Origin of the sequence: Marinobacter sp. DY40_1A1 (assembly GCF_016597815.1) — a bacterium.
GTDB classification, from domain to species: Bacteria; Pseudomonadota; Gammaproteobacteria; order Pseudomonadales; family Oleiphilaceae; genus Marinobacter; species Marinobacter xiaoshiensis.
Genome location: NZ_VCHA01000004.1, coordinates 301,133 through 315,264, shown reverse-complemented (window position 1 = coordinate 315,264; position 14,132 = coordinate 301,133). Strand labels below are relative to the sequence as shown.

11 protein-coding genes are annotated in these 14,132 nt (G+C 56.7%); 5 read left to right on the top strand and 6 right to left on the bottom strand.

Going from position 1 to position 14,132, the window contains the following annotated elements; translation table 11 throughout:
* The first annotated feature begins 8 nt into the window (after positions 1 to 8).
* Positions 9 to 1,223, top strand: a complete 1,215-nt coding sequence (locus FFI61_RS12295; RefSeq protein WP_200370755.1) for a YbfB/YjiJ family MFS transporter — start codon at positions 9 to 11, stop codon at positions 1,221 to 1,223.
* A gap of 5 nt (positions 1,224 to 1,228) precedes the next feature.
* Entirely contained in the window at positions 1,229 to 3,727 is a 2,499-nt protein-coding gene (gene hrpB / locus FFI61_RS12290) for an ATP-dependent helicase HrpB (protein WP_200370929.1), read from the top strand.
* On the opposite strand, the gene FFI61_RS12285 is transcribed toward hrpB, so the two are convergent.
* A complete protein-coding gene (locus FFI61_RS12285; protein WP_200201544.1) occupies positions 3,728 to 4,096 on the bottom strand; it encodes a DUF6746 family protein in 369 nt (122 codons plus the stop codon). It lies immediately after the preceding gene.
* A gap of 160 nt (positions 4,097 to 4,256) precedes the next feature.
* Here FFI61_RS12285 and FFI61_RS12280 point away from each other — a divergent pair, with 160 nt between their 5' ends.
* Positions 4,257 to 5,075 (top strand): ATP-grasp domain-containing protein, encoded by an 819-nt coding sequence (locus FFI61_RS12280; protein ID WP_200201543.1) that lies wholly within the window; start codon positions 4,257 to 4,259, stop codon positions 5,073 to 5,075.
* Positions 5,076 to 5,107: 32 nt separating this feature from the next.
* Here FFI61_RS12280 and FFI61_RS12275 read toward each other — a convergent pair whose 3' ends face one another.
* Positions 5,108 to 7,462 (bottom strand): fatty acid cis/trans isomerase, encoded by a 2,355-nt coding sequence (locus FFI61_RS12275; RefSeq protein WP_200370753.1) that lies wholly within the window; start codon positions 7,460 to 7,462, stop codon positions 5,108 to 5,110.
* A gap of 254 nt (positions 7,463 to 7,716) precedes the next feature.
* Between FFI61_RS12275 and FFI61_RS12270 the strand changes: the two genes are divergently transcribed.
* Positions 7,717 to 8,892, top strand: coding sequence for a type III PLP-dependent enzyme (locus FFI61_RS12270; protein WP_200370751.1), 1,176 nt, complete (start codon positions 7,717 to 7,719; stop codon positions 8,890 to 8,892).
* A gap of 132 nt (positions 8,893 to 9,024) precedes the next feature.
* Here the strand turns inward: FFI61_RS12270 and FFI61_RS12265 are convergent, their stop codons facing one another.
* From FFI61_RS12265 to FFI61_RS12250, 4 genes are read right to left on the bottom strand one after another with little or no spacing between them, the layout of a single operon-like run.
* Positions 9,025 to 10,215, bottom strand: a complete 1,191-nt coding sequence (locus tag FFI61_RS12265; RefSeq protein ID WP_227714871.1) for a CynX/NimT family MFS transporter — start codon at positions 10,213 to 10,215, stop codon at positions 9,025 to 9,027.
* A gap of 6 nt (positions 10,216 to 10,221) precedes the next feature.
* Positions 10,222 to 10,617 carry an ectoine synthase gene (locus FFI61_RS12260; RefSeq protein ID WP_200201540.1) on the bottom strand — a complete coding sequence of 132 codons (396 nt, stop codon included), beginning with the start codon at positions 10,615 to 10,617 and terminating at the stop codon, positions 10,222 to 10,224.
* 50 nt (positions 10,618 to 10,667) lie between these two features.
* Positions 10,668 to 12,098: a GTPase/DUF3482 domain-containing protein gene (locus tag FFI61_RS12255; protein WP_200370749.1), complete on the bottom strand. Its 1,431-nt coding sequence runs from the start codon at positions 12,096 to 12,098 to the stop codon at positions 10,668 to 10,670.
* Entirely contained in the window at positions 12,095 to 13,507 is a 1,413-nt protein-coding gene (locus FFI61_RS12250; RefSeq protein ID WP_200370748.1) for a DUF2868 domain-containing protein, read from the bottom strand. Before FFI61_RS12250 ends, FFI61_RS12255 begins: the two co-directional genes overlap by 4 nt.
* Before the next feature lie 87 nt (positions 13,508 to 13,594).
* Here FFI61_RS12250 and FFI61_RS12245 point away from each other — a divergent pair, with 87 nt between their 5' ends.
* The gene (locus FFI61_RS12245) at positions 13,595 to 13,957 is read left to right on the top strand and encodes a DUF6164 family protein (RefSeq protein WP_200201537.1); all 363 of its coding nucleotides are present in this window, start codon (positions 13,595 to 13,597) and stop codon (positions 13,955 to 13,957) included.
* Positions 13,958 to 14,132 lie beyond the last annotated feature (175 nt).

Here is a 14,132-nt window from a genome sequence, read left to right as displayed (position 1 = left end):
CCGACAGTATGTACAAGCAGAACACCACAACTCTGAAAGAACTCTTTAGCGTTCTGGCTGCGGGTGCCATTGTGCTTATGGTTGTGCACACACTGGGCCGCTTTGTTTACACCCCGCTGTTGCCCTACCTGATCGACGACGGCCAGCTCACCGCGCCGGAAGGCGCAGCAATCGCCACCTGGAACTATTTAGGCTATCTGATGGGTGCCATGCTGGCGATTCGCTGGCATAGGGTTAGCCATATCCGCATTTTGCTGCCCGCGTTTCTCGTCGTTCACGTTATAACCACGATCTTCGTTACCCAAACGGACAACCTGACAGCCATCTCCACCGCCCGCTGGTTGAATGGTGTCGCTAACGGAGTTGTTTTCGTGCAGGCACCTGCATTGATTCTGGAATGGTTGGTGCTGCGCAACCGTTCGAGCATGAGTGGGTTGGTCTACGTTGGGGTGGGGCTGGGCTTGCTACTCTCCAGTGGACTCGTTACCGGCACTGCAGATTGGCTGGAAGGTGCTGCACGCTGGTGGCCAGTGGCTCTGGCATCCATTCCTTTGGCCATTTGGGGCGCTCGCCGCTTGATAAAGCTCGACGTGCCAGATCAGGTGCCTGGCAATGATGGCAAAGTGAAAGCCAAAACCCCGTTAATCGATCGCGCCAGCATTCCTCTGTTTCTGTCGTACGCGGGCGCAGGTCTGGGTTACATCCTTCCCATGACCTTTCTGCCACTGCTGGCAAAGCTCGAGCTCGACGCCGAACACTGGCTGCTTGATGGGGCCTGGCTAATCGTAGCCTTGTGCACAATTCCTGCCGCCTGGGTGTGGAATAAGCTGGGCACGAAAATGGGCGATATACCTGCGTTGAAGCTGAATTTCCTGATTCAGCTTGCGGGTGTGCTGGCAGCCGTTATCGTGCCCGGCGCCCTAGGCCTGTTGTTATGTGCAGCACTGGTAGGAAGCACGTTTCTGGGAACGGTGCTGCTCACCCAGCGGCTTGGGCGTGCCCTGCATCCACATCAAGGGCCCCGGTTGTCTGCAGCCATGGTCGCCCTCTACGGGTTCACCCAAATGGCTGGTCCTTGGCTAACCAAACAGTGGCTCGACGCCGGCGGCACTCTGGTATCCGCTTTCGGTATAGGTGTCGGGGCGCTGGTTTTCGGATTACTTTTTGTGTTTTTTGTTCCAAGGCCTGAAGCTTGGCACGCAAGAACAATTCCGCACGATTGATAGCCGTGCTCCCAATAGACCACATCCTCCCAGAGCTGAAACACACCCTGCAGCAAGCCACCACGGCCCTGCTGCAGGCACCCCCGGGCGCAGGTAAAACTACGCGGGTACCCTTGGCACTGCTGGCTGAACCTTGGCTGCAAGGCCGTAAAATCCTGATGCTTGAACCCCGGCGTTTGGCAGCTCGTTCCGCGGCCAGATTCATGGCATCGCGGCTGGGTGAGCAGCCCGGGCAAACTATTGGTTACCGCACGCGCCTGGACACCAAAATATCTGGCCTGACACGCATAGAAGTTGTGACCGAAGGCATACTCACCCGGCTGATCCAGAGCGATCCCATGCTGGAAGACTACGCCGCTGTGCTCTTCGATGAATTCCACGAACGCTCCCTGCAGGCCGACCTCGGGCTGGCACTGGTGCGCGAGACACAAGAAGCACTGAGGGAAGATCTGCGAGTACTGGTGATGTCCGCCACACTGGACACAGCCCCCATTGCCCGCCTGCTCGGAGATGTACCCGTATTAAGCAGCGAAGGGCGAGCCTTTCCTGTGGAGGTGTTCTATCGCCCTGCGCCCACCACGCAGCGCTACCCAAGGCTGGTCGATCAGGTCGTTGCAGTTGTATCCGAAGCTCTGGCGCAGCAACCCGGCTCGGTGCTGGTGTTCCTGCCAGGTGCAGGAGAGATTCACCGGGTGGCTCAAGCGTTGGCCGGGCAGGTAGCCTCGAACGTTGTCATCGCGCCTCTGTTCGGCAACCTGAAAGCGGCAGAGCAGGATCAGGCCATTGCGCCGGCTGCAGAGGGCACTCGCAAAGTCGTGCTGGCAACCGCTATCGCAGAAACCAGTCTGACCATTGAAGGCGTGCGGGTGGTGGTGGACAGCGGCCAGCAACGCCGAGCTGTGTTTGACCCAAATAGTGGCATGACACGGCTGATTACTGGCCGGGCTTCCAAAGCTTCCGCAGAGCAACGGAAAGGTCGCGCAGGCCGGGTAGAGCCGGGTGTGTGTTACCGGTTATGGAGTGAGTCGGAACAGTTCGGGCTGGCAGACTTTACGCCACCAGAAATTCGTGAGGCCGATCTGGCGCCACTGGTGCTCGAACTGGCCCAGTGGGGCGCCCGAACGCCGGATAACCTGGTATGGATCGACCCGCCCCCACCCGCCCATTGGCAGCAGGGTGTGGAACTTCTGCAGTGGCTGGACATGCTGGATGATGACGGCGCAATCACCGATCACGGGAAATCAGCGCGGGGGTTGGGCATTCACCCCAGATTGGCGCACATGGTCTTGCTCGGGCGATCGCTTGGGCTGGGCAAGCTGGCGGCGGAGCTGGCCGCGTTGCTGGAAGACAGGGACTTGCTGGGCCCGGGTGCCGGTGCTGACATGCATGAACGCATCCGCGCGCTTCGTGGAGAACGAGGTTCTCAACGTATAGACCCGCACCGTCTTCAGGCACTGCGCCAGCAGGCCAGGCGTTTGTCAGCGTCTGGCGATAATGAAAAGAACGAACAAGAACTCATGCCAACGGCCACGGAAGTGGGGCGTTTATTGGCGCTCGCTTACCCGGATCGCATCGGCAAACGCCGCCCCGGAGATACACCACGCTACCAGCTCAGCAACGGCAAAGGCGCACTACTGCGAGACGACGATGGGCTGGCCCGGCATGAATGGCTGGTGGCGGCAGATCTGGACGGTAAGGCCAGAGAAGCAAGGATTTATCTGGCAGCGCCAGTGGACCTTGCAACGCTGGAAGCCGATCTCGCGGCTCATATTCGAGAGCAGGATGAAGCGGAATGGGATGATAAACGCGGCACAGTGATCGCTCGCAAAACACGCAGGCTGGGGGCACTGCTCCTTGCCGAAAAACCGCTGGCAAAACCCTCACCGGAACTGATTCAGCAGGGCATACTCGCCGCCGTTCGGCGCAGAGGCCTGGATAACCTGCCCTGGACGCCCGCTGCCCGGCAGTGGCAGGCGCGAGTTGCTATGCTGGCCAGGCACTTTCCCGGGCAGTGGCCGGATGTCAGTGATCAAGCCCTGACAGAATCTCTGGAAGAATGGCTTGGGCCCTTCCTGAGCGGCATCAGCCGCTGGTCTGATCTGGCCAAACTGAACCTGCAGAATGTCCTGAGCAGTGTGCTGGACTACCCGCAACAGCAGCAGCTGGGGGAGTTGGCCCCAACCAGCCTGACCATTCCCACCGGCAGCTCCGTAACCCTGGATTACACCGCAGAGAATGGCCCGGTATTGGCGGCCAAGTTGCAGGCCCTGTTTGGCTGGTTAACGACACCTGCGGTTGCGGGCGGCAAAGTGCCTGTGCTGATTCACCTGCTTTCCCCGGCCCAGAGGCCGCTGGCGGTTACGGCCGATCTGGCCAGCTTTTGGGTTAACGTTTACCCCCAGGTGCGCAAAGACACCCGTGGCCGCTACCCCAAACATCCCTGGCCAGAAGACCCGCTAACCGCTGTTGCCCAGCAGGGCGTTAAACGAAAGCCCCGCCAATAACTACTTGATCATTTTCCGGCTGTTGCTGAGGTACTGTTCGCCGGCGGTGCGCACGGTATCCGGGTCTGCATGCTCGGAGGCCTTGTGGACTTTCTCCAGAGTATCCTCAAGTGCATCAATCTCGTCATCCAGCTTTTGCAGGGCATTTTCAAGAGTGTAGGTGAGTTGGTGTACTTCGTTCATGGCTTCCGGGGTGAGTTCACCGGCCAGCACTTTCTCCAGCTTGGTGTTGTACTCGGAAAAATTGGCAACGGCCTGCTCAAGGGTGTTTGCTGGCTGGCCTTTGAAGTGGCTGCTGTCGCCGGCAAATGCGGGCACGGCGATCAGCAGGGAGGCAGCTACGGCGGTAAACTGGCGAACGATTGTCATGGTAAAGCTCCGTGGTAAGTTAACGCATAATGTAATGCGAATTATTATCAGTTGCGTTACTGAAAGCCATGACCACCGTCAATTTGGCCCACAAAAAAATACTTGCGCCCAAGGTGAAACTGCTTAAAAATTGCGCACTTCACTCAGCGCGATCCCGCCCATGAATTTCGTATCATTTAATATTTTCCGCACACTTGGCTTTCCGGATACGACGGTATTGAAACCGGAGAATTACCTGCGCCATAAAGAATTGCTGCGCAATGCAGACTGGGTGCTATTCCCCGAATACTGGCAGCTCAATGCGTTGGTACATGGCTTGAAATGTCGTGTGTTCCCCAGTGTGGCGAGCTACCACATTGGCCACGACAAAGTGGAAATGACCCGGGCGTTTGAGGCGGTTGCGCCAGAGCACATTCCCTGGACAATCATTGAGGCTAACGGCCCGGAGGAGCGCGAGCACATCTGGAGTGTGATGGCGCTGCCGTTTGTGGCAAAGCTGCCCAAAGCCAGCATGGGCGAAGGTGTGTGGCTGATTGAAACCCGTGACGATTGGCATAAATACTGCGATCGCACCGAGGTCCTGTACGCTCAGGAATACCTGCCGCTGGATCGCGATGCGCGCATTGTGGTGGTGGGCGATAAGGTTGTGACAGCCTATTGGCGCACCCAGGCGGATCAGGGCTTTTACAACAATGTATCCAAGGGCGGCAAGATTGATAACAGCCCGGTGCCGGAGGTGATGACCGATTTGGCGCTGCGGCTTGCCCGAGAGCTTGGCGTGGATCACGCCGGTTTCGATATTGCCTTGGTTGAAGGCTATCCCTTTGTGCTGGAATTCAACCGCTTATTCGGTAATCAGGGGTTGGGCCAGGGCAGCGATCTGAAAGACGCTATTCTGGAATACCTGCAACAGCAGAGTGAGCCCCGGGACCCTGGTGGATCCAACACCCCCGAGCCATTCCACCCTGTGGCGGTTTGAGCCCTGGGTTAGAGAGTTAGACAGTTAAAGGGTTACAGGTTTTCGTAACGGTTAATGTCGAAAATTCCTGCCTGCAGGGGCTGGTGCTCACGGTGCCAGGCGGTAATGTCGTGAAGAATTTCCCAGAATTGCCGGTGTGTGCGGCGTACGCCCCATACGCTCACCAGAGATTCAAACGCTTTTGGTTCCTCTGCCTTCAGGGCCTTCATCCGGTCTTTGAACAAGCCGAGCTGTGCGGCGGGAATGTCGAAGATGAAGTTGGGGTAGCTGCCGATGATTCCCGGGTAGATGGTCAGCTTGTCGTTCTCCGGCTGGTAACGTGAATCCTCTCCCAGCAGGAAGGCGACATTGCTGTGGGCGCGGTCGCGGATAACCGTGTAAACCGTGCGCTGCCCTTCCCCATTGTGAACCCGCAAGAAGGTAACGTCTGGCAGGTAGTTGATTGCCGGGAGGAATTCAGCCCGGGTAGCAGCTAACTCAGACAGTACCTGATCGGCTTCCCGAATCCACTCTGGTTCATCTTTGCGGCCACAGTCACTGCCGCCACAGCGGTTGATAGGGTCATCCCGTTCAGCATTCAGTGTGTGGAATTTCAACAGCATGCGAGCGCCCAGCTCTTCATTAAAAGCTGAAGTGGCATAGGGCACCTGTGAGGGGACCGTATCGTCCATGCTGGCGTAGCTGTAATCCAGTTTTAGCGAACCTGAATCCTGATACCAATTGCGCAAAACCCGATTGCGCTCCCCTGGCGGTATCAACCGGAGGTAATCCTGTTCACCGCCATTCCGGATCAGGTCAAAGTAGAGTCGCGTTTGAACCTGATGGGCCACATTGCCAAACACGTCGAAATTAACCACCAGCTCGTAATAAGTGCGTTCAAACAGCGGGTAATCCATCCACCAACTGGTTAGCGGCACCTGGCCGATGAGCCCGCGCTGTACTGAGGCGTTGTTGTGGTGGCGGAATACCGTTAACAGGGCGTTGGTATTCTTGCCGTCGCCATCCCAGATATGGTCGAGGGAAGCACCTTTTGGATAAGCCTCTCGGTAGGCCTGATTTCGCAGTTCATGGTAGCGGTTACGCTTGCCTTGATAGGTGAGCCAGTTGTCCCCCAGATCCAGCAGTGCGCTGTCCTGACCAGGCAATGCCAGTAATGGGTTTACCTTGTCTCGATACTCCGCATCGGTTAAGTAAAGATCGTCTTCCGGATCGTGGTAGCTAACCCAAAAGTGATCCCGAATTACGTCAGTGGCAATCTGGCCGCGGCATACCGGCCCGCGAATGAAGGTGCGTGTGAAGTACTCTGCGTTATCCAGCATGAACTGGTAGCGTGCCTTTGCCGGTATGTCTGCAAAGGTTACAAACGGGTTGGCGCGGCTATCACGGCTGTAATCCGGCAGGGTGTCTACCTGCCAATCGCCGGCTTCAAACAGCTCCCGGGTGCGCTCAAAAGGCTTTTCCCCGAACGGGAAGGTGATGTGGCGCTTGTGCACAATGCTGCCGGCAACCGGGCGCAGGCGGTAATACACCGGGCCTTCGGGGTCGTCGTTGGGGCGCCGGGTTGCGATCATGTCGATAGGGGTGCCCGGCACCGTGTAGGAACGCACGATTTCAAAGAAGCGGGTATCGGCCCCCTCATCCTCAAAGTACAGGTGCGCCAGATAAAGATGTTCGTAAATCCAGCGGCTGATCAATTGCTGGCGGGGGCTACGATCATTAAGCCAGGCTTCCCAGCGGTTAATGTGGTTCAGATCGGCGTCATTTAACTTGGCAACCAGCGGGCTGATAGCGCCACCCTGATTAATCCAGCCGGTGAGCGTGGCGTATTCGTCGTCGGTGAGGCCGGTTACGGCCAGTGGCATGCCTTCATAGGGATGGTCGCTGGCGTAATCTGAGAAATCTTCGTTGCTGACACATTGGTTAGCACGGGACAGCCCCAATTCTATGTTTTCGGGCAATTTGCTGTTGGGTGCAAACTCATACTGTTTGCCAAGGCGAATCATGTTCTCGAACAGACTGCGGGTTTGGTCGCCTCGGGCCAGCACGGAGTAAAAGCCCATCTCTCGCCACTGTTGTTCGGTTTGGGCGTCAATGCCCAGGCGGGTGGTTTGTTGGGTGTTAAAGCGGGCGCCGTCGTAAACAGGATCTTTGTGGGCACCGCGAATCAGGCCGTCGGAGTATTCCATTTTGAGCTGGCATGGGGCGTCAAAGCAGCTATGGCAAGCCAGGCACTTGGCTTCCACAATGGGGCGCACGTCTTCGTTGAAACTCACGGGTTGGTGAGTTGCAGTGGGCAATGCTTGTTTGAATGTGGGCGGCGTGGTGTTTTCGGCGCAGCCTGCCAGGAATAGCAGGGCCAGGAATGCAGCTGCAATGAGTTTCGGCATTGGGGGCCTGTAGTCGTCTGAGTTTTGTGAATTATAGACGGTTGAATAGGTGTTCGCTAAGGCCTCTTTATTTGGGGGTAGGTCGAGTAGCCGGGGCCCTTTCTTGAGAGCAGATCGCTGTACAAATTATGGGTAGATGTGCTCATATCTGTGGGGTGGGAAAAGCTTGATTATCGCGCCCATTGCAGGGGGCCAATTTGGGTTTGGTGCCCTTATTCAATATTGCTTTATTACCCCTGGGGGGACCACCATCCATGACCGAGTCAGCCAACGCTAACATCGCCGATTATTACACTGCCGAGACCTTTGAGCGGATCAAGGCGTTTGCGGATACCAAGGAAACACCTTTTGTGGTGATTGATACCGCCACCATCAACCGTCAGTACGACGAGTTGGTAGACGGTTTTCCTTACGCGAATGTGTATTACGCAGTGAAAGCCAACCCGGCTCCGCAGGTTCTGACCATGCTGCGGGACAAGGGTGCGAGCTTTGATATCGCGTCGGTGTATGAGTTGGAAAAGGTTATGAGCCTAGGTGTGACCGGTGATCGGATCAGCTACGGCAATACCATCAAGAAGGCGCGGGATATTCGTACTTTTTATGAGAAGGGTGTTCGTATGTTCGCCACGGACTCCGAGGCGGATTTGCGTAACATTGCCAAGGCGGCGCCTGGCTCGAAGATTTACGTGCGTGTTCTGACCGATGGCACGCAAACAGCAGATTGGCCTCTTTCCCGGAAGTTTGGCTGTGAGAATGACATGGCCATGGACCTGCTGATTCTGGCCCGCGATCTTGGCCTGGTGCCTTACGGTGTGTCCTTCCACGTGGGCTCCCAGCAGCGTGAAATTGGTGCCTGGGACTCGGCACTGAACAAGGTAAAGGTCATTTTCGAGCGATTGAAAGAAGAAGACGGCATCGAATTGAAAATGATCAATATGGGCGGTGGTTTTCCGGCTAACTACATCAACCGGACCAACGAGTTGGGTGTATACGCCTCTGAAATTACTCGCTTCCTGAAGGAAGACTTTGGCGATGATCTCCCGGAAATCATTATCGAGCCCGGTCGTTCGTTGATTTCCAACGCCGGTGTTCTGGTGAGCGAGGTGGTTTTGATCGCCCGTAAATCCCGTACAGCGCTGCACCGTTGGGTGTTTACGGATGTGGGCAAGTTTAATGGTCTGATCGAGACGCTGGATGAAGCGATCAAGTTTCCAATATGGACAGATAAAAAAGGTGAAGGTGAAGACTGTGTGATCGCGGGCCCGACTTGTGACAGCGCCGATATCATGTACGAGCACCACAAGTATCCGCTGCCACTGAATCTGGCTATCGGTGATCGCATGTACTGGCTGTCCACTGGAGCCTATACAACAACCTACAGTGCCGTGGAGTTTAATGGGTTCCCCCCATTAAAGGATTACTACATCTAACCAAAGTCAGAAGGCCAGGGTGTGGGGTGTCTTTTCCGCCGGGAAAAAGATGTCTGAGCGCAGCGAGTTGTTTTTCCCAGAGGAAAAGACACCCCGCGCCCTGGCCCTGCACCAACGCTAGCAGGCTGAGCTTTACTGTCGCTCCAGGTTTAGTTTGATTGCCAATGGAGAAACCAGAACTCCGTAGGCAATCATTACTGCTATGGCGTGTCGTATGTCGCCGGTCCAATCAGAAAGTACGCCGCCCAGCATAGGTACCGCGAAAGCTACTGTGTAGCCGACAAGAAAGTTGCCGGCGGACAGTCTGCCGGTTTCGTTGGCGGGTACCAGAAGCGGCGGTAACGCCACCATCATGATCAGCAATATGCCCGCCGTGAAGCTCATGAACGTTGCGCTGGCGATTGCCCACCATCCTGTAAACACCAACAAGCCGATTGTTCCCAGCAGGCTGAGTATCAGCATGATGAGCAGTGGGGCTTTTCTTCCTACCCAGTAGCGGGCCATTTTCAGCATCAACAGAGAAGCCACCACCTGAGCGAAGTTGTACCAGAATAATGCTTCGGTGAGGTTTTCGAATTCTCCCCTTTGTTCCAGTAATGCCGCCAGGTAAGCGTTTACGCCAAAAAACAGCGAGCCGGATACGCCGAGTAGTAAGCCCAGTTTAAGCGTGAGCGGGTTTTTCCAGTCTGGTAGCCATGCGACTTTGCGGGTGGGTCTTGCCAGATCGCGCTTGGGCAGGAACAGGGCTGCGGCAACCAGCAGTGCGGGTAATGACCATACCAGCATGGTTGCGCGCCAGCTGTTGTCCAGTAGCGGCATGATGACCGGCAGGGTGATTCCTGCGCCGATGAATTCGCCCATCAGCATGCCGTTCATGTAAATGGCCGAGCCGAGCGCCAGGTTTTTGGGTTCCAGCCAGCGTGGCAGCAGTGCCGGTAGTGCGGGTTGCATCATGGCAATGCCTACACCCATAACGGCGCTGGTGAGCATCAAGGTGATGGTGTCGGGTGCCAGCCCGCGGCCCGCGGATCCGATGACCATAATGAGCATGGCCAGTGCCAGTGTATTGCGTGGGCCAATGCGGGAAATGGATAGAGAGCCAGGCATGGAGCCTATGGCCAGCATCAGAATGGGTAGTGTAGTCAGGGCACCGGTGAGGGTCTGAGACAGTGCCAGCTCATCACCGATAAACGGGGCCAGCGGTGGCGCAACCAGTATGGGGATACGCAAATAGACCCCGGCCAGCCAAAGTAATATCGCCACCGGCAGCAGGTTTGCTGTCGATGACGGTGTGGATGGCACAGGGTGTTCAGCTACAGACAAGAAAGATCAGTCTTCGCTGGTATCCGGCAAGTAGGCGCCGTCTTCGTCGTGTACTTCCTGACCAGTAACTGGCGGGTTGAATGCACAGATCAGGCGCATGTCTTCAGTGCCTCCACGAAGGGTGTGCTGATCGTGCTTGTCGAGGGCGTACAGCGTGCCGTCGGAGATCTGGTGGGTTTCACCGGTGGCTTTGTCGGTAATGCTTCCATTGCCGGCTACGCAGTAAACCGCTTCCAGGTGGTGCTTGTACCACAGGTTCAGCTCAGCACCGGCAGGGATGATCGTCTCGTGGAAAGAGAAGCCCATGCCGTCTTTTTTCAACAACATACGACGGCTGGTCCAGCCTGGGCCGTGCACTTCACGTTCGGTACCGATGATGTCCTGAATTCGTACAATCTTCATGAGCATTCCTCGTTGCTTGATGGAATAGCCATACAGTATAAACACTCATTTCAGGTCCGGTTCAACCGCCAGTCGTCATAAACTGCCATGCATTGCTCTATAGCGGCGTTAAATTTTTGCTGCTGAGCGCCATCCAGGGGCTGCTGCTTTCGGCATTTATCCAGGGTCCTCTGGATGGTTTGGCGGCTCTTTTTATCGAGGCGCTCGAGCCAGTGATGATCTGCCGGCTGCAGATCGAGCAGGTCCCTGCCCGCGTGGTTGCGGTGGCTGATGTGCCACCAGTGATCCACCGCTCGCCCGAGCACCACATACCCGAACTGGCTATCCTGAACGGGTCCGAAAGTGGCTGTTTTCAAGCCGTCTTGCAGCAAGCCAATATTGAGCACCGGCAGGGAGAGTTTGCCTCCGTATAAATAACTACCGGCTGCACCGATCAGTCCACCCACCAAAGCTCCAGTGCCCAGGGATGAACCCAGGGTCAGGGCATCCAGCCCGGCGCCACTGACCGCGCCTGCACCAAAACCGGCTGTGGCCAGGTAGCGCCTGCTAACAGCCCAGTGCTTCCGGCTGTCTTCCGAGAACAAGTCGTGATCACTGTGCCATTCCAGCTCGGCTTCCTGTCGCCGGATGCTCTGATGCTGATACAGGTGTTCTATTTGAACCCGCAGCGACTGTTCCCGTTGGCGCTGGTGTTGGTACCAGCGCTGCCGGAGCTGATCCGCCAGGGTGCTGTCGCTGGTGCCTGTGACCTGATCCAGTGTCAGGGTGCGCTTTTCCTGAAACGACATCATGTCATGCAATGCCTTGGCAATGATGCCGGCTGCCTGGTGTCGACGCTGTTCGCGCTGAGCCGATAAGTGATGCGTTGCCTGATCCAGAGGTTTTTCCCAGTCTGGTTCAAGCTGCCCGAAGGCGCGCAAAAGGCTGAGATGTTGCTCGAACGGGGCGCGAACTGCATCGAATTTGCGTACAACCTGAAAGAACTGGCCAAGCGCGGAGTGCCAGGTGTCGCTGTAATCGTCGGGCCCGATGCTGTTGATCAGCGCCAGGCTGGGCTGGCCGGTCCAGCGCAGTATGGTCATCTCGGCCTCGTGCTCGGCGCTGTATGGGGCGGAGCCGTCCACCACATAGATGATTCCCGCACCTTCAATCAGCGGTGTCAGCAATTCACACTCGTCAGTGAAGCGGCTGTCGCCCTGATGTTGCAGAACAAATGCTCGAACCGTCTCGCTGTGGTCTGAGGCAGATACACTGTGGGCTTCAAGCCATTCCAGCACTCGCCGGGGGCGTTGAAAGCCCGGAGTGTCCACCAGTGTGTAGAGAACCTTGCCGTCCACTCTCAGCGGGTATGACTGGCGCTTGCGTGTGGTGCCCGGCTCCAGCGCAATGGCAATTCCGTCGTTCTGGGACAGGGTTGCCACGACGCTGGACTTTCCCTTGTTAGGATGGCCGACAACGGCAAATGTGGGTGCGCTGTTCATTCCATGTATCCCCCGTTGACATCGGCAAGGGTTCCATAAATGGGTACCAGGCTTACCGTTACAAACTCCAGCCCGATTCGCTTGGCAAAACGAAGCCACTGCTGAACCTGATGATCATCTGGCTCCCGGTCTATGCGGGTGGCAAGTGGCACCAGTGCAACCCGGGTGCCTTTGGGCCAGTGCTCGCGGGCATTGGCGAGGAAGTCTTCCAATTCCCCAGTGGGAGGCTCCCAGCTGCGGGTTACCACAATAACCGTCCGACCAGCCTGCTCGGCCAGTTGCTCGGCTATTTTTTTCAGTGTTTGCCGGTCGTTTTCGAGCGAAAGCCTGCCGCCTGCTTTGGCAATCAGGCTTTTGCCGCTGGCAAGAGCATCCGGCAGCTCCGGGTCGCCTGCTCCAGCCCAACACAGCACAATGGCTGCGTCTGGCAAGGGTTGCAGTTTGAGTTGGGTGTCGGTATCCGGTAAGTCTGAAGCATCATTGTATTGGTTGCCGGTATCCAGAGCCGGAGTTTCCATTCGATACAGCAGTGCCTGCATGGCCGGGTGGCTGGCAAGCAGTTGCCGGGCCTTGCGCCGGATCAGCACACCTGCCAACAAGGCTAGAATAAGCCGTGGCAAAAGCGCCCAGGTTGTCCAGAGCATGGCTATAAAAGGCCACCATTGGCCCCAACGTGCCGGCTCCATGCCGGCCGCTCCGGCACTGGCACGGAAGAATCGTGTGGCTTCCACCAGCGCTAAATCCGGCGCAGCGGCTGGCCAAATCCAGGCCCAAGGCGTCGCAATCGCAGCAATCAGGCTGTGATAGCGGCTGGCATTGGTTTCAAGCGTGGTGCTCCAGCCAAACGCCAGGTCTTGCAGCACCACCATAACAAGCAGGGTCGCCAGACCAGCCAGGGAAAAACACACGCCGCCCAACTGTGCGGCCCGTGCCATGAGTACTGGCTGAAGCTTTGTGAAAACCGGTGATTCCGGATGATTGCGAAAGCGCCGGAGCAGCGCCCGCCAGGGTTGCCAGCCAGCCAGAGACTGAACGGTGGTCAGCACTGCCAGCAATAGCTGAAAGGCGACAAACGCGACGATAACCGTCACGTTGATACGCTGGCCCCCATCGTAGAACAGCAAGCCAAGCATGGTGAGTAAACCAAACAGGGTGCCTGCAACCATGAAACCAGAGTTGATTCGCTGCCAGAAGCGCAGGGTATTCGCCGAAGGGGGCGTTCCAGCGCCCGGGCCACTCAGATGGTTGATATGAGCCAGCCAGCGTTTCGGGGTGGGCTTTACGTTTTGCTGCTCGCAAGTGAGTGCAAACTTGCGATCCCGCCGGTGCAGAAATGCCGGAGCCTGGCCTTTGTCTCTTTGGGCGTAGGCATCAAAATCCAGCAGCAAACGGAGGGAAGAATCAGTCATGAAGGGTTCCGGTGATAAATTCGGTCTTTGGGTCTATGGTGTTAGGATATCGGCATTACCCCGTCCGATACCAGATAACGAGTCGTCATGCCCCATCATTTGATGAATTTGCGCCACGTACCCGACGATGAAGCCGAGGAAATCCGGGCGTTGTTCGAAGCCCACGATGTGCGTTATTACGAAACCCCGCCAAGCCGTTGGGGCATTAGCATGGGTGGTTTCTGGGTGCACGACCCAGAAGAAGCGCAAAGAGCCAAAACTCTGCTGCAGGAATACCAGAACCAGCGTTTGCACAGCCAACGAGAAGCCTATGAGCAATGGCGCTCGCAGGGCGAGGGTGGCGGTGTCTGGTATATGCTCCGTAAAAAGCCTGTACGCACTCTGGCTGCCCTCCTGGCAATTCTCACCATTGGCGCTCTCAGCCTGCTGCCGTTTATCCGCATAGGATAGCTTTTCAACAATTCTCTATGCCTTGTTTTTATGGTGTCCGGAAGTCCGGACAGTTAAAGTGAAGGCTTGGAAGGCTAAAAACAAGAAAGCTCAAAAGATCAGATAGATATGGATATGGCACGAGATGCGCATAGCAGCTAGTACGCGCGCCCTTCGTTTGCTCGCCTTGCAGGCA